The sequence below is a fragment of the Massilia aurea genome (genome assembly GCF_014200505.1).
GTDB classification, from domain to species: Bacteria; Pseudomonadota; Gammaproteobacteria; order Burkholderiales; family Burkholderiaceae_D; genus Telluria; species Telluria aurea_B.
Genome location: NZ_JACHBX010000003.1, coordinates 600,996 through 615,072 on the forward strand (window position 1 = coordinate 600,996; position 14,077 = coordinate 615,072).

The window sequence follows — 14,077 nt, forward strand, 5'->3', positions numbered from 1 at the left end:
TGCAGCAGAGACGCGTGACGTTGCGCTGGATCGAGGCCGTTATGGAAGAGCAAGAGCCTCAGGACGAGGCCAGAAAAACGAAAAGCCGCTGATTCTTTCGAATCAACGGCCTCTAATCTTGGTTGCGGGGACAGGATTTGAACCTGTGACCTTCGGGTTATGAGCCCGACGAGCTGCCAGACTGCTCCACCCCGCGTCTGTGAAATGAATTATACGCCCCCGTGCGTCATTTAGCAAATCCAATCCTCAATGCATGGCTTATTGAAGAAACTTATATCTCGGCGAAGCGCGCGGGCACCCGCTGCAAACACGCCCCCTGGCCCTGCCGACGCCGCATTCGGTGTACAGTATTGCCACGACCAACCTGCCCTATCCACCATGAAATTCTGCTCCGAGTGCGCCCACCCTGTCGTGCTGGCCATTCCCGAAGGCGACAACCGGCCGCGCTACGTGTGCACGCACTGCAACACGATCCACTACCAGAACCCGAAGCTGGTCGTCGGTTCGATTCCCGTGTGGGAACGCGACGGCGAACTCCAGATCCTGCTGTGCAAGCGCGCGATCGAGCCGCGCTACGGCTACTGGACGCTGCCGGCCGGGTTCATGGAAAACGAAGAGACCACCGAACAGGCGGCGCAGCGCGAAACCGAAGAAGAAGCCGGCGCCAATATCGAGCTTGGCCCGCTGTTTTCGCTGCTCAATGTCGCCCACGTACACCAGGTGCACCTGTTCTACCTGGCACGCCTGCGCGACCTCGACTATGCAGCGGGCATCGAAAGCCTCGACGTGCAATTGTTCACCGAAGCCACCATCCCCTGGGATGACCTGGCCTTCCCCACGATCCGTACGACGCTGGAACTGTTCTTTGCCGACCGGATCAAAGTGCGCGAGGGTGGTGACTTCGGCTTTCACAGCGTGGCCGTCAACCGCCCCATGATGGCCCCACGCGAACCGGACTGACATGATTCCCTGGCTCGAGATCGACACGCCGTTCCCCGACGTCTCGAAGGCATTGACCGTTGAAGCGCCGGGCCTGCTTGCCGCCGGCGCCGACCTGTCGCCGGCGCGCCTGCTGCAGGCTTACCGCAACGGCATCTTCCCGTGGTTTTCCGAGGGCCAGCCGATCCTGTGGTGGAGCACCGATCCGCGCATGGTGCTCTACACCGACCAGTTCAAGGTCAGTAACAGCCTGGCAAAAACACTGCGCAAGATCGAGCGCAGCCGCCTGGATGGCGGGCGCTGGGACGTGCGCTTCGACAGCGCGTTCGACGACGTGATGCGCGCCTGCGCGGCGCCGCGGCGCGACGGGCCCGGCACCTGGATTTCGGATGAGATCATTGCCGGCTACACGGGCCTGCACGCGCTGGGTTACGCGCACTCGGCCGAAGTCTGGCTCGACGGCGAACTGGTGGGCGGCGCGTATGGCGTGTGCATCGGCCGCATGTTCTATGGCGAGTCGATGTTCGCACGCGTGTCCGATGCGTCCAAGGTCGCGCTGGCCTATCTGGTGGCGTTTCTGCGGCGCCATGGCGTCGACATGGTCGATTGCCAGCAGGAAACCGGCCACCTGGCCTCGCTCGGCGCGGCGCCGATTCCGCGCAGCCGCTTTCTCGAGCACGTCCACCGCGCGACCGCCAGGCCGGGCATCGGGTCATGGACAGTAACGTCACCGTTGCCTGGCTAACGGAATCGCCGCGCGGTTTTCGCTAGAATAGGCGACAACCCACGTCGTCCCGAGAGCTCCTTGCATGACGCACCTACACGACCTGCCCTTCGCCACGCTGCAGTTCTACACCACGGCGCCCTATCCGTGCAGCTATCTCGACGCACGCCAGGCGCGCTCGCAGGTCGCGACGCCCTCGCACCTGATCAATGCCGATGTGTATTCCGAGCTGGTCAGGAGTGGCTTCCGGCGCAGCGGCATCTTCACCTACCGCCCGTATTGCGACGGTTGTCAGGCCTGCATCCCGGTGCGGGTCAGGTGCGCCGACTTCACGCCCAACCGTACCCAGCGCCGCGCCTGGAAGCGCCATGGCAACCTGGTGGCAATGGTCGCCAGCCTGGCTTTCTCGGACGAGCACTACGCACTCTATCTGCGCTACCAGACCACGCGCCATGTGGGCGGTGGCATGGACCAGGACAGCCGCGACCAGTACGCCCAGTTCCTGCTGCAAAGCCGCGTCAACACGCGCCTGGTCGAATTTCGCGAGCCCGATGGCACTTTGCGCATGGTGTCGATCATCGACGTGCTGTCCGACGGCCTGTCGTCGGTGTACACCTTCTTCGACCCGGATGTCGAGAACGCGTCGTATGGCACCTACAACATACTGTGGCAGGTGAATCAGGCGCACGAGCTCGGGCTGTCGCATGTATACCTGGGCTACTGGATCGCGCAAAGCCCCAAAATGGCGTACAAGATCAACTTCAGGCCACTCGAAGCACGTATTGACGGGCAATGGGGCGTTCTGGACGCCTGAACCTGTTGCCTGCCGGGTCCCCGGACACAACCGCTAACAATTGCATTGATACTTCGTTACGTATGTTCCCTCGCCGCACGTTAGAATGATGGGGATACGTCAACCGAGTACCCCATGCCAGACAAAATTCTGTATACCCTCGTTCGTCCCGCATTGTTCTCGCTCGATCCCGAAGCGGCGCACAACCTGACCTTGCCCATGCTGCGTCGCGCAGCAGCGCTTGGCCTCACAGGCGCGTTCCGGAAACCACGGCCCGATCCGCGCACCGTCATGGGTATCACGTTTCCCAACCCTGTCGGCCTGGCCGCCGGGCTGGACAAGGATGGCGCGTATATCGACGGCCTGGCAGCGCTGGGCTTCGGCTCCATTGAAATCGGCACCGTCACGCCGCGTGGCCAGGCCGGCAATCCGAAACCGCGCATGTTCCGGCTGCCGCGCGCGCGCGGCATCATCAATCGCATGGGGTTCAACAACGGCGGCGTCGACGCATTCGTGGCCAATGTGCAGGCGTCGCGCTTTTTCCAGGAAAAGCAGGGCGTGCTGGGTCTGAACATCGGCAAGAACGCCGACACGCCGATCGAGCGCGCCGCCGACGACTACCTGGAATGCCTGCGCAAGGTGTACCCGTATGCCAGCTACGTGACGGTCAATATCTCGTCGCCGAACACGCAGAACCTGCGCCAGTTGCAGGGCGCGTCCGAACTCGACAGCCTGCTGTCGCAGCTCAAGCAGGAGCAGATGCGCCTGGCCGACCAGCATGGCCACTACGTGCCGCTCACGCTCAAGATCGCGCCGGACGTCGATGGCGACCAGATCCGCGACATCGCCGGCGCCCTGCTGCGCCACAAGATCGACGGCGTCATCGCCACCAATACCACGCTGAACCGGCGCGATGTCGAGGGCATGAAGCACGCGCAGCAAGCGGGCGGCCTATCGGGCGCGCCCGTGTTCGAGCAGTCGAACATCGTGATCCGCGCGCTCAAGACCGAACTGCGCGACGACATCCCGATCATCGGCGTGGGCGGCATCATGCGCGGCATCGATGCACGCGCAAAGATCGCGGCCGGTGCCAAGCTGGTGCAGTTGTACAGTGGGTTGATCTACGCCGGGCCAGGCCTGGTGCGCGATTGCGCGGACGTGCTGCGCGAGAAAAAGAAGAAGTAAGCAGCAAAGCCCGCCGGCGCCTTAACACAGGGTGCCGGCGGCGCCTCCCTATTCCGCCGTCGCAATCGCCTTTTCGATATCGGCCCGCGTGTAGCCTTGCGCGAAACGCTCGATGAAGTGGAACGCGTACGAGCGCAGATAGGCGCCGCGCCGCACCGCCAGGCGCGTCACGTTCTGCGCGAACAGGTGCGATGCCTCGATCGCGCGCAGGCCCTTGTCGCGGCCATGGTCGAATGCCATCGACGCCACGATTCCCACACCCATCCCCAGCGACACGTACTGCTTGATCACGTCCGAATCCATCGCCGTGAGCACGATGTCCGGCGCCAGCCCTGCTTCGAGGAAGGCCGCATCGATATGGCTGCGGCCAGTAAAGCCCTGGTCATACGTGATGAGCGGATGCTCGGCCAGGTCTTCCAGGCGCAGCGGCGAGCCGCTGGCGAAGATCGGATGGCCTTCCGGCGCCACGATCACGTGGCTCCAGCGGTAGCACGGGAACGACACCAGGTCGGGAAACGCCGACAGGCCTTCGGTCGCGATGCCGATATCGGCCTTGCCCGAGGCGACCCATTCCGCGATGTGTTCCGGCGCGCTTTGCTGCAGGGCGATGCGCACATTGGGGAACGCGGCGCGAAACGACTGGACTACCTGCGGCAGCGCGTAACGGGCCTGCGTGTGGGTCACGGCCACCGTCAGCGTGCCGCTGTCCTGGCCGGCGAATTCGCGGCTGGCCTGCTGCAGGTTCTCGGCTTCGACCAGCAGCTTTTCGACGATGCGCAAGATGCCCTTGCCGGGCGGCGTGAGGCCTGTGAGGCGCTTGCCGTTGCGCTCGAAAATCACGACACCCAGTTCATCTTCGAGTTCGCGGATCTGGCGCGACACGCCCGGCTGCGACGTGAACAGGGCGTTGGCCACCTCGGTCAGGTTGAAGTCACGGCGGGCCGCTTCGCGCACCGAGCGTAGCTGCTGGAAGTTCATGCGGCGCTTCCCTGGTCGACAAACACTTCGATGCGGCGCGGGCGCACCACCAGCGTGTCGCCTTCTTTCAGGCCCAGGCTGGCGAAGCGTTCGTTCGGCAGCACCGCTTCGATCATCTGGCCATTGTCGGCGCGCTCCAGATCCAGCTGGGCCAGCGGTCCGATCGCATGCGCGCGGCGCAGCTTGGCCACGACGCCCGCCGCGCCCGGGGTGTAGCGCTCGACATCGAGGTCGTGCGGACGCACGTAGCCGATGCCGGCGCCATCGCGCACATCGATGTGCTGCGGCGCCTGGAAGTTGACGTCGCCGCTGGCCAGCACGCCTTCGTGGATGCGGCCGTGGAACAGGTTGACGTTGCCCAGAAAGCCGTACACGAACGGCGACGCCGGATGGTTGTAGACCTGGTCGGGGCTGCCCAGTTGCTCGACGCGGCCCTTGTTCATCAGGACCACCTGGTCGGCCACTTCGAGCGCTTCTTCCTGGTCGTGCGTGACGAAGATTGACGTCACGTGCAGATCGTCGTGCAGGCGGCGCAGCCAGCGCCGCAGTTCCTTGCGCACCTTGGCGTCGAGCGCGCCGAACGGCTCGTCGAGCAGCAGCACGCGCGGCTCGACAGCCAGTGCGCGCGCCAGCGCGATGCGCTGACGCTGGCCACCGGACAGCTGCGGCGGGTAGCGGTCGGCGATCCAGTCGAGCTGCACCAGTTCGAGCAGTTTCTTGACCTTGTCACGGATCTGGTCTTCGCTTGGGCGCTCGCTGCGTGGTTTCACGCGCAGGCCAAACGCGACGTTTTCAAACACGGTCATGTGCTTGAACAGCGCGTAATGCTGGAACACGAAGCCGACCTGGCGCTCGCGCACGTGGCGGTGCGACGAATCCTGGCCGTCGAGCAGCACGGTGCCCGAGTCCGGGTATTCGAGACCCGCGATGATGCGCAGCAGCGTGGTCTTGCCGCAGCCCGACGGGCCGAGCAAGGCGGTCAGTTCGCCGTCCGGGAACTGCAGCGACACGTCGTCAAGCGCCTTGAACTGGCCGAAATTTTTACGGATGTGTTGGACTTCAATCGTCATGCGTGGCTCCGGCGGATATTCAGTGAGGGGCGTTCAGCGAGGCCGACTTGGCCTGGTGCAGACGCCATTCGATAAAGGACTTGATGGCCAGCGTCACCAGCGCGAGCAGCGCCAGCAGCGACGCCACAGCAAAGGCGGCCGTGAAGTTGTATTCGTTGTAGAGGATCTCGACGTGCAGCGGCATCGTGTTGGTCTCGCCGCGGATGTGGCCCGAGACCACCGAGACGGCGCCGAACTCGCCCATCGCGCGGGCGTTACACAGGATCACGCCATACAGCAGGCCCCATTTGATGTTCGGCATCGTCACGCGCCAGAACGTCGACCAGCCCGACGCGCCCAGCACCAGCGCCGCTTCTTCTTCTTCGGTGCCCTGCTGCTGCATCAGCGGAATCAGCTCACGCGCCACGAACGGGAACGTGATGAACACGGTGGCCAGCACGATGCCCGGCACGGCAAACAGGATCTTGATGTCGTGCTCGGCCAGCCACGGGCCAAACCAGCCCGACGCGCCAAACAGCAGCACGTACATCAGGCCCGCAATCACGGGCGAGATCGAGAACGGCAGATCGATCAACGTCAGCAGGATGCTCTTGCCGCGAAATTCGAACTTGGTGATGGCCCAGGCGGCCGCCACGCCAAACACGAGGTTCAGCGGCACCGAGATCACGGCGGCGATCAGCGTGAGCTTGATGGCCGATACGGCATCCGGATCGATGACCGCTTCGACATACACTTCCCAGCCCTTCTTGAGCGCTTCGGTAAACACCGCCGCGAGCGGGATGAACAGGAACAGCGTGAGGAAGACGAGGGCAATGGCGATCAGCACATAGCTGACCCAGCGCGGCTCGAGCACGCTCGTGTCGAGGCGCTTGCGGCGCGCCACGGGTCGGCGTGGCGGTGTGGCTTTATCCAGAACAGCGCTCATGATTTGCCCGCCCGTTTGCGTGTCCAGGCCTGCAGCAGATTGATCGTCAGCAGCAGGATGAACGAGAACACCAGCATCACGACGGCAATCGCGGTGGCGCCAGCGTAATCGTATTGTTCGAGTTTGGAGATGATGAGCAGCGGCGTGATCTCGGACACCATCGGCAGGTTGCCCGCGATGAAGATAACGGAACCGTATTCGCCGGTGGCGCGCGCAAAAGCCAGCGCAAAGCCGGTCAGCAGCGCCGGCGTGATCGTCGGCAGCACCACGCGGGTGAACGTCTGCAGCGGCGGCGCGCCCAGGCTGGCGGCGGCTTCTTCGAGCTCGCGTTCGGCTTCTTCGAGCACCGGCTGCACCGTGCGCACGACGAACGGCAGCCCGATGAAGGTCAGCGCGACCACGACGCCCAGCGGCGTAAAGGCAACCTTGATGCCCCACGCGGCCAGGTATTGGCCGATCCAGCCATTCTGCGCATACAGGGCAGTCAGCGTGATGCCGGCCACGGCAGTAGGCAGCGCAAACGGCAAATCGACCAGCGCATCGATGAAGCGCTTGCCGGGAAATTTATACCGTACCAGGACCCAGGCGACGATGCCGCCGAACACGACGTTCAGGGCGGCGGCGATCAGCGACGCGCCAAAGCTGAGGCGATACGACGCCATGACGCGCTCGGACGTGACGGTGGCCCAGAACTCGGCCCAGGTCATGCTGAAGGTATTGAGGAACACCGCCGACAGCGGGATGAGAACGATCAGCGCCAGGTAAAACAGCGTGAAGCCGAGCGAAATGCCAAAGCCGGGAATGACCCGGCCCGGTGCTTTCGACGACTTCGGCGCTGCCGTGCTGCCTGGCATAGCAAGCGATGTCATGCGAGTCCTTATTACAAATTCTTCTATCGGACGCTAATATTCTCACGTCATCTTTATAACGCAAACGAAGCAATCCTTATTTGTATAGACACGAAACGCTATGTAGACGTGCGGCGCCTGTATGGCGATATGCGGAAATCTTCGATGGCCGGACAAAAAAAATGGCGCAGTCAACGTTAAATAGAGAGTCGGTTTGAACTGATGAGCAGTCCAGTGGTCCAACCCCTGTCCCCAGCGTCAGGAGTCGATCATGAAAGCGCCACGTTTCAAGGGCTGGTTTGCAAAACTGCCTTCGCTGAACCAACCCCAGCGCCGGCAAGTGCTTGATGCCCTGCATCCTGCAGCCGGACTCGATCAGGTGGTCGCGCTCATCAGCGAGGTCAGAGCACCAGGCCGCTGTTGTCCCAGATGCAGCAACGCACGCTGCTACCGGCACGGATTCGCCAACGATTTGCAGCGCTACCGCTGCTGTGCCTGCGGCCGCACCTTCAACGATCTGACCGGCACGCCGCTGGCACGGCTCAGGCACAAGGCCAAATGGCTGGCGTATTCGCAGGTGCTGCTCAATTCACTCCCCGTGCGCAAGGCGGCAGACCAAGTCGGCGTACACCGCAACACGGCCTTTCGCTGGCGCCACCGCTTCCTGCACTGGGTCAAGCTCGACCGGCCTGCAGCGCTCAACGGCATCGTCGAAGCTGACGAAACATTTTTGCTCGAATCACAAAAAGGTTCGCGCACGCTCGATCGGCCACCGCGCTACCGTGGCGGCCATGCGGTCAAACGGGGCATTTCCAGCGAACTCGACTGCATCCTGGTCGCGCGCGACCGCGAAGGACGCACGGTCGATGCCGTCACTGGCCGCGGGGTCCTCACGGCTGCGCAACTCGACCGTTACTTGCTGCCCAAGCTGGATCAGCAGGCACTGCTGGTCAGTGACAGCCATGCTGCCTATCGCACTTTTGCACGCAAGCACAGGATCGCGCACGAGACGGTCAACCTGCGCGCCGGTGTGCGTGCAAGGCGTCTGGGCAACCTTGCGATCCATGTGCAGAACGTCAACGCTTACCACTACCGCTTCAAGGCCTGGTTACAGAGCTTTCATGGCGTAGCATCGCGCTACCTGCCCAATTACCTAGGCTGGCGCTGGGCGCTGGATGGCCAGCGGATCATTTCGCCAGAACAATTGCTCCGCATTGCTATCAGCGTCATCAACAGATAATGCTGACTGCGCCAAAAAAATGGCCCAGGCAGGTGCCTGGGCCATTTTTCTGGGCCGTACAACCGGGATTACTTGTTCGGTTGCGGCGTCATGCGCAGATACGGACGCGGCGCTTCAAAGCCCTTTGGATACTTTTGCTTGATCACGTCAGGGTCGGTGACGGTCAGCGGGATGATGACGTCGTCGCCATCTTTCCAGTTGCCCGGCGTGGCAACGGTGTAGCCGTCGGTCAGTTGCAGGGCGTCGATCACGCGCAGCACTTCATCGAAGTTGCGGCCGGTGCTCATCGGGTAGGTGATGGTCAGGCGCACTTTCTTGTTCGGGTCGATGATGAACAGCGAACGCACGGTGGCGGTGGCCGACTGTTCCGGGTGGATCATGTCGTACAGCGTCGAGACCGAACGGTCGGCATCGGCGATGATCGGGAAACCCACGACGGTTTGCTGGGTTTCTTCGATGTCGCGGATCCAGTCGCGGTGCTTTTCGGCCGCGTCGACCGACAGCGCGATCGCCTTCACATTGCGCTTGTCGAATTCAGGCTTGAGCTTGGCGGTCAGGCCCAGTTCGGTGGTACAGACTGGCGTAAAGTCGGCCGGGTGCGAAAACAGCACGACCCACGAGTCGCCTGCCCATTCGTGGAAACGGATAGGGCCAATGCTGGATGCTTGCTCGAAGTCGGGGGCGGTATCGCCGAGGCGTAAGGTCATGGTCATCTCCTGTGATTGATCAAACTTGTTCGGGGCGCCATCCGGTACGAATGGCGCGTTGGTCTACATGAAGCGATTGTAGAGGACGACAGCCCAGGTCGCGAACGCCAGCAGCAGCGTCAGTGCGACGGCGGCGCTGCCGATGTCCTTGGCTGCTTTCGACAATGGATGGCGCTCGAGCGAAATGCGGTCGACGACCGCCTCGATCGCTGAATTGATCAGCTCGACGATCAGCACCACGATCAGCACGCCGATCATGGCCAGGCGCTGGAAGCCGGAGACCGGCAACAGCAGTGCGATCACGCTGGCCACGACGATCAGCACTACTTCTTGCCGGAACGCTGCTTCGCTGCGCCAGGCCCAGCGCAGGCCGTCCCAGGTGTTGCGGCACGCCGCGCCAATGCGCTCGAGGCCGCGCAAGGTCTTGAATTCGCTGATCGGGTTGTCCATCGTTGTCCAGTGAGGATGCAGGAACATCATTATGCCGCCTCCCGATCAGCATGTGGCATGCAAGCCCACAATGCAAGGGCGGGTTTGCGCGAGCGTTTCACATCATGGTATAAAGAATGGGCCTACCGCACCGCACAACCATCATATGAAAATGGAAACGCCCCAACCCGCCAAGACCTCGATCCAGGTGATCGAACGCATGACCTCCCTTCTGGACGCCCTGGCCACCTATTCCGACCCGGTCAGCCTCAAGGAGCTGGCGCGCGTGTCGGGTCTGCACCCGTCCACGGCGCACCGGATCCTCAACGATATGGTGGTCACGCGCTTCGTCGACCGTGTCGAGCCAGGCACCTACCGGCTGGGCATGCGCCTGCTGGAACTGGGTAATGTGGTCAAGAGCCGGCTGTCGGTGCGCGAAGCGGCGCTCGACGCCATGCGCGCCCTGCACCGCAAGACGCAGCAGACGGTCAACCTGTCAGTGCGTCAGGGCGATGAAATCGTGTACATCGACCGGGCGTTTTCGGAGCGTTCCGGCATGCAGGTCGTGCGCGCCATTGGCGGGCGCGGTCCGCTGCACCTGACGTCCACCGGCAAGCTGTTTCTATCCGTGGACGACGTGAAAGCCACGCGCGCCTACGCGACCCGCACGGGCCTGTCAGGCCACACACGCAACTCGATCACCGAGCTGGCGCGGCTGGAGCGCGAGCTGAGCCTGGTGCGCTCGCGCGGCTACGCGCGCGACAACGAAGAGCTGGAGCTGGGCGTGCGCTGCATGGCGGCAGGGATCCACGATGACAGCGGCAAGCTGGTGGCGGGCTTGTCGATTTCGGCGCCGGCCGATCGCCTGCAGGAAGACTGGCTCGATGATCTGGTGCAGACGGCGGCGCGCATTTCGGCGACGCTTGGATATCGGCCGATGCCGACGGTATAAACCACGAAAGCAGGTACAGCAAGAGCAGATACAACAAGGGCAGGCACACGGCCTGCCCTTGTTGTTTAGCGCGCCAGACCTGGCGCGCTGGCGGTGATGGTCGATGGCCGGATCGCATCGACATCCATCCGGTCGGGCAGCGATTCGATCAGGCGGCGAATCCGGCCGGCGTCGGCCGTGCGCGACATCTTGCCTTTCGAGTCCAGGAACACCATCACCACATTGCGGCCATGGATCATGGCCTGCATCACCAGGCAGCGCCCTGCTTCGTTGATGAAGCCGGTCTTTTGCAGACCGATATTCCAGTCAGGCAGCGACACCAGATAGTTGGTATTGCGATAGTGCATCGTGCGACCGCTGGCCTGCACGGTGGAGTTGGGCGTGGTCGAGAATTCGCGCAGCACCGGGTCGCCATGCGCGGCCATGACGAGCTTGGCCAGGTCGCGCCCGCTCGAGACGTTGCGGCTCGACAGGCCGCTGGAGTCGACGTAATGCGTATCGCGCATGCCCAGCTGGCGTGCCTTGGCGTTCATCGCGCCGACAAAGGCGCTGATGCCACCCGGATAGTTGCGGCCCAACGCCGACGCGGCGCGGTTCTCCGAACTCATCAGGGCAATATGGAGCAGTTCGCGGCGCGTCATGCTGGCGCCGACCGGCAGGCGCGAGCTGCTGAACTTGTGGCGGTCGACATCGTCGTCGGTCACGCGCAAGACTTCGTCCAGGTCTTGCTTGGAGTCCATCACGACCATGCCCGTCATCAGCTTGGTCAGCGACGCGATCGGCAGTGCGACATTGGCGTTTTTCTCGAACAGCACTTCGGCGCTGTTCTGGTCGACCACATAGGCCACATTCGAACGCAGCGCCAGCGGATCGACAGTGTTGTCGAGGCCAGCCATGTCGCCAACGGTCTTGGCAGCAACGCCAACCGCGACGGCAGCGGCGGCAGTGCGCACCGGCTGATACGTGACAACGCGCTTGCCGCGCACGGTCTTGACACGGCGGATCATGCGCGGACGGTCGTCCGCGGCGGCGAGTTCCTGGCGTTTGGCTTTTTTGGTGCGTGTGGCCGTGGTTTTGCGCACGACCTTGCGTTTGACTTTTTTCTTGGCGGCAGACGATTTCTTCGCCTGCTCGGTGGCGCCCGCACCCGCGCCCGCGCCGGCACCGGCGGCCTGGACTGGGGAAAAGGCAAATAAAGCGGCAACCACGGCAGCCACAGCAAGTTTGAACATGATGAAGCCCCTGACCCGAACAGATGAGATACGTAGTGAAGTGTAGCGGAACGACGTCCGATCGCAAGCAAAATTCACATTCCGTGCGGCAATAAGCGACTTAATACAACAAGAAGCGCCCAACCATTTTCCTTTTGATATCAACAGGATATTGATGGTATTTACGTTAGTCCATGAAGCGGGCGAAGCCGTGGCTCGGTTCGCGCTCGGTCACCAGCGTGTTCTCGACGCGTGCCGGATCGGCCCACCCCAACGCCATGCCGCAGACCACCATCTCGCTGGCCGGCAGATCGAGTTCGGCGCTGATGATCCGATGATACTGCGTGAATGCCGCTTGTGGGCAGGTATCGAGACCCCGCGCGCGCGCTGCCACCATGATGTTCTGTAAAAACATGCCGTAGTCGAGCCACGAACCCTGCGCCATGATACGGTCAATGGTGAAGATCAGCCCCACCGGCGCGTCGAAGAAAGCGTAGTTGCGGGCATGCTGAGCCGCCATGCCGGCCTTGTTGTCGCGGCCCAGGCCCAGCAGGCTGTAGAGATCCCAGCCCACCTTGCGTCGGCGATCGATATACGGCGACGTCCACTCGCGCGGGTAGTAGGCGTACTCCTCGGTATGTCCGCGCGCCTGCTCGGGATCGGCATTGACGGCCAGGATCGCATTCGACAGCCGCGCGCGCGCCGCGCCAGTGAGCACATACACCTTCCACGGCTGCGTGTTGGTGCCGGACGGCGCCCGCGCGGCAACGTCGAGGATGCGCGCGATCTCGTCGCGTTCCACCGGCTTGTCGAGAAAGGCGCGGATCGAGCGGCGCGACGTGATGGCGGCATCGACCGCTTCCTGGCTGGGACTGCTGATCATGGAGATTTCCTTGGTTTCTTGACGACAAACGCGACGCCGGTCACGGCAACGACCATTCCGACCAGGCCGAGCAGGCTGAACGATTCGCCGAACAGCAGCCAGGCCATGATGGCGGTGGTGGGCGGGGTCAGGTACATCAGGCTCGTCACTTCGGTGGCCTGGCTGCGCCGGATCAGCGTAAACAACAGGAAGATGGCGCCGATCGACAGCGCCAGCACCGACCACACCAGCGCCAGGATGAAGTCAGCACTCCAGGTGATGCGGCTGAACGCCGGATCAAGGTCTTCCAGCCAGATGGCCAGTGGAATCAGCACGAGCACCGTGGCGCTGAACTGGATCGCGGTGCCGGTACGCAGATCGAACTGTGGACAGAAGCGGCGCTGGTACAGCGTGCCGGTCGTGATGCACAGCAGCGCGAACAGGCACAGCGCCAGCGCGACCGGCGACATGCCAGCAACGCCCAGCTTGGCATACACGACAAGGGCCACGCCGGATAGGCCCAACAGCAAGCCCAGCCACTGCAGGCGCCGCACGCGCTCGCCGATCAGCGGCGCGGCTGCGGCGGTCAGGATGGGCTGCATGCCGACGATCAGCGCCGTCAGTCCGGCCGGCATACCCAGGTTGATGGCTGCCCAGACGCCGCCCAGGTATCCCGCCTGCAACAACAAGCCAGCCAGTGCCACGTGCATTATCTGGCCGCGCGGCCAGGGCGCACGCCAGATCAGCACGATCGGCAGCAGCACGGCCAGCACGCCCAGGCAGCGCACGATCAGGAAGGTCAGCGGCGGCGCATAGGGCAGGCCGAACTTCGCGACGATGAACCCGGTACTCCACAACAGGACAAAGAACAGCGGTACCGGCGACAGCCATGGGGCGGTCGGGACGGCAGCGGTAACCGGCGGCGAAATGGCGGGCTGTGACATGAAGCAACAATGTCCCGAAAGAATCGACAGAAATTAAGGTAAAGACAAGAACCGAGTCTAGCACACCGTTTTAGTGCAATTAAACAGCGAAAAAGAATGTTCGTTTGCGGTAGATCAATTGAGTTTTCTCACGATAAATGCATTCTTGTCACTTCCGTACCACGAATTGTGCATCGCATCAAAATCACTTGACGCCTCAAACGAAGTGGCACAAAATCTGCCCTGTTGCGGTGCACAAAAGAAGAGTTACATCACGTTTGCCGAAGAGCC

Annotated in this window: 15 protein-coding genes and 1 tRNA gene; 6 read left to right on the top strand and 10 right to left on the bottom strand. The window is 62.8% G+C overall.

What is annotated here, in order from left to right; all coding sequences use genetic code 11:
• Positions 1 to 119: 119 nt before the first annotated feature.
• Positions 120 to 196 (bottom strand) — tRNA-Met (locus HD842_RS16495).
• A 182-nt stretch (positions 197 to 378) separates the two neighbouring features.
• Here HD842_RS16495 and HD842_RS16500 point away from each other — a divergent pair.
• The 4 genes from HD842_RS16500 (at position 379) to HD842_RS16515 (ending at position 3,641) form a co-directional block, all read left to right on the top strand.
• Positions 379 to 960, top strand: coding sequence for an NUDIX hydrolase (locus tag HD842_RS16500; RefSeq protein ID WP_183555808.1), 582 nt, complete (start codon positions 379 to 381; stop codon positions 958 to 960).
• A gap of 1 nt (position 961) precedes the next feature.
• Positions 962 to 1,684, top strand: coding sequence for a leucyl/phenylalanyl-tRNA--protein transferase (gene aat / locus HD842_RS16505; protein WP_183555809.1), 723 nt, complete (start codon positions 962 to 964; stop codon positions 1,682 to 1,684).
• Between the two features lie 64 nt (positions 1,685 to 1,748).
• Positions 1,749 to 2,477 (top strand): arginyltransferase, encoded by a 729-nt coding sequence (locus HD842_RS16510; protein WP_183555810.1) that lies wholly within the window; start codon positions 1,749 to 1,751, stop codon positions 2,475 to 2,477.
• Between the two features lie 114 nt (positions 2,478 to 2,591).
• Positions 2,592 to 3,641 (top strand): quinone-dependent dihydroorotate dehydrogenase, encoded by a 1,050-nt coding sequence (locus HD842_RS16515; protein WP_183555811.1) that lies wholly within the window; start codon positions 2,592 to 2,594, stop codon positions 3,639 to 3,641.
• Between the two features lie 48 nt (positions 3,642 to 3,689).
• On the opposite strand, the gene HD842_RS16520 is transcribed toward HD842_RS16515, so the two are convergent.
• The 4 genes from HD842_RS16520 to cysT are packed head-to-tail and all read right to left on the bottom strand — an operon-like array spanning position 3,690 to position 7,483.
• On the bottom strand, positions 3,690 to 4,619 hold the full coding sequence (locus tag HD842_RS16520; RefSeq protein ID WP_183555812.1) for a CysB family HTH-type transcriptional regulator: 930 nt from the start codon (positions 4,617 to 4,619) through the stop codon (positions 3,690 to 3,692).
• A complete protein-coding gene (locus tag HD842_RS16525) occupies positions 4,616 to 5,689 on the bottom strand; it encodes a sulfate/molybdate ABC transporter ATP-binding protein (RefSeq protein WP_183555813.1) in 1,074 nt (357 codons plus the stop codon). The genes HD842_RS16520 and HD842_RS16525 overlap by 4 nt, the downstream gene beginning before the upstream one ends.
• 19 nt (positions 5,690 to 5,708) lie before the next feature.
• Positions 5,709 to 6,614: a sulfate ABC transporter permease subunit CysW gene (cysW, locus tag HD842_RS16530; protein WP_183555814.1), complete on the bottom strand. Its 906-nt coding sequence runs from the start codon at positions 6,612 to 6,614 to the stop codon at positions 5,709 to 5,711.
• Positions 6,611 to 7,483, bottom strand: a complete 873-nt coding sequence (gene cysT / locus HD842_RS16535; RefSeq protein ID WP_183555815.1) for a sulfate ABC transporter permease subunit CysT — start codon at positions 7,481 to 7,483, stop codon at positions 6,611 to 6,613. The genes cysW and cysT overlap by 4 nt, the downstream gene beginning before the upstream one ends.
• Positions 7,484 to 7,733: 250 nt before the next feature.
• On the opposite strand from cysT, the gene HD842_RS16540 reads away from it, so the two are divergent.
• Positions 7,734 to 8,702, top strand: a complete 969-nt coding sequence (locus HD842_RS16540) for an IS1595 family transposase (protein WP_183555816.1) — start codon at positions 7,734 to 7,736, stop codon at positions 8,700 to 8,702.
• Between the two features lie 68 nt (positions 8,703 to 8,770).
• Here the strand turns inward: HD842_RS16540 and HD842_RS16545 are convergent, their stop codons facing one another.
• Both HD842_RS16545 and HD842_RS16550 read right to left on the bottom strand, forming a co-directional pair.
• Positions 8,771 to 9,409 carry a peroxiredoxin gene (locus HD842_RS16545; protein ID WP_183555817.1) on the bottom strand — a complete coding sequence of 213 codons (639 nt, stop codon included), beginning with the start codon at positions 9,407 to 9,409 and terminating at the stop codon, positions 8,771 to 8,773.
• A gap of 63 nt (positions 9,410 to 9,472) precedes the next feature.
• Complete coding sequence (locus tag HD842_RS16550; RefSeq protein ID WP_229424792.1) at positions 9,473 to 9,859, bottom strand: diacylglycerol kinase; 387 nt, start codon at positions 9,857 to 9,859, stop codon at positions 9,473 to 9,475.
• Positions 9,860 to 10,004: 145 nt separating this feature from the next.
• Between HD842_RS16550 and HD842_RS16555 the strand changes: the two genes are divergently transcribed.
• Complete coding sequence (locus HD842_RS16555) at positions 10,005 to 10,790, top strand: IclR family transcriptional regulator (protein ID WP_183555818.1); 786 nt, start codon at positions 10,005 to 10,007, stop codon at positions 10,788 to 10,790.
• Between the two features lie 65 nt (positions 10,791 to 10,855).
• On the opposite strand, the gene pbpG is transcribed toward HD842_RS16555, so the two are convergent.
• The 3 genes from pbpG to HD842_RS16570 all read right to left on the bottom strand — a co-directional run bounded on the left by pbpG (position 10,856) and on the right by HD842_RS16570 (position 13,807).
• Positions 10,856 to 12,022, bottom strand: a complete 1,167-nt coding sequence (gene pbpG, locus HD842_RS16560) for a D-alanyl-D-alanine endopeptidase (protein ID WP_183555819.1) — start codon at positions 12,020 to 12,022, stop codon at positions 10,856 to 10,858.
• Positions 12,023 to 12,188: 166 nt separating this feature from the next.
• Positions 12,189 to 12,884, bottom strand: coding sequence for a nitroreductase (locus HD842_RS16565; protein ID WP_183555820.1), 696 nt, complete (start codon positions 12,882 to 12,884; stop codon positions 12,189 to 12,191).
• The gene (locus HD842_RS16570) at positions 12,881 to 13,807 is read right to left on the bottom strand and encodes a DMT family transporter (protein WP_183555821.1); all 927 of its coding nucleotides are present in this window, start codon (positions 13,805 to 13,807) and stop codon (positions 12,881 to 12,883) included. Before HD842_RS16570 ends, HD842_RS16565 begins: the two co-directional genes overlap by 4 nt.
• Positions 13,808 to 14,077: the final 270 nt, after the last annotated feature.

Bases quoted from the DNA above. Each gene is read 5' to 3' on its own strand.
- HD842_RS16500 (WP_183555808.1), top strand. From the start codon at position 379: ATGAAATTCTGCTCCGAGTGCGCCCACCCTGTCGTGCTGGCCATTCCC.
- aat (WP_183555809.1), top strand. From the start codon at position 962: ATGATTCCCTGGCTCGAGATCGACACGCCGTTCCCCGACGTCTCGAAG.
- HD842_RS16510 (WP_183555810.1), top strand. From the start codon at position 1,749: ATGACGCACCTACACGACCTGCCCTTCGCCACGCTGCAGTTCTACACC.
- HD842_RS16515 (WP_183555811.1), top strand. From the start codon at position 2,592: ATGCCAGACAAAATTCTGTATACCCTCGTTCGTCCCGCATTGTTCTCG.
- HD842_RS16520 (WP_183555812.1), bottom strand. From the start codon at position 4,619: ATGAACTTCCAGCAGCTACGCTCGGTGCGCGAAGCGGCCCGCCGTGAC.
- HD842_RS16525 (WP_183555813.1), bottom strand. From the start codon at position 5,689: ATGACGATTGAAGTCCAACACATCCGTAAAAATTTCGGCCAGTTCAAG.
- cysW (WP_183555814.1), bottom strand. From the start codon at position 6,614: ATGAGCGCTGTTCTGGATAAAGCCACACCGCCACGCCGACCCGTGGCG.
- cysT (WP_183555815.1), bottom strand. From the start codon at position 7,483: ATGACATCGCTTGCTATGCCAGGCAGCACGGCAGCGCCGAAGTCGTCG.
- HD842_RS16540 (WP_183555816.1), top strand. From the start codon at position 7,734: ATGAAAGCGCCACGTTTCAAGGGCTGGTTTGCAAAACTGCCTTCGCTG.
- HD842_RS16545 (WP_183555817.1), bottom strand. From the start codon at position 9,409: ATGACCTTACGCCTCGGCGATACCGCCCCCGACTTCGAGCAAGCATCC.
- HD842_RS16550 (WP_229424792.1), bottom strand. From the start codon at position 9,859: ATGGACAACCCGATCAGCGAATTCAAGACCTTGCGCGGCCTCGAGCGC.
- HD842_RS16555 (WP_183555818.1), top strand. From the start codon at position 10,005: ATGAAAATGGAAACGCCCCAACCCGCCAAGACCTCGATCCAGGTGATC.
- pbpG (WP_183555819.1), bottom strand. From the start codon at position 12,022: ATGTTCAAACTTGCTGTGGCTGCCGTGGTTGCCGCTTTATTTGCCTTT.
- HD842_RS16565 (WP_183555820.1), bottom strand. From the start codon at position 12,884: ATGATCAGCAGTCCCAGCCAGGAAGCGGTCGATGCCGCCATCACGTCG.
- HD842_RS16570 (WP_183555821.1), bottom strand. From the start codon at position 13,807: ATGTCACAGCCCGCCATTTCGCCGCCGGTTACCGCTGCCGTCCCGACC.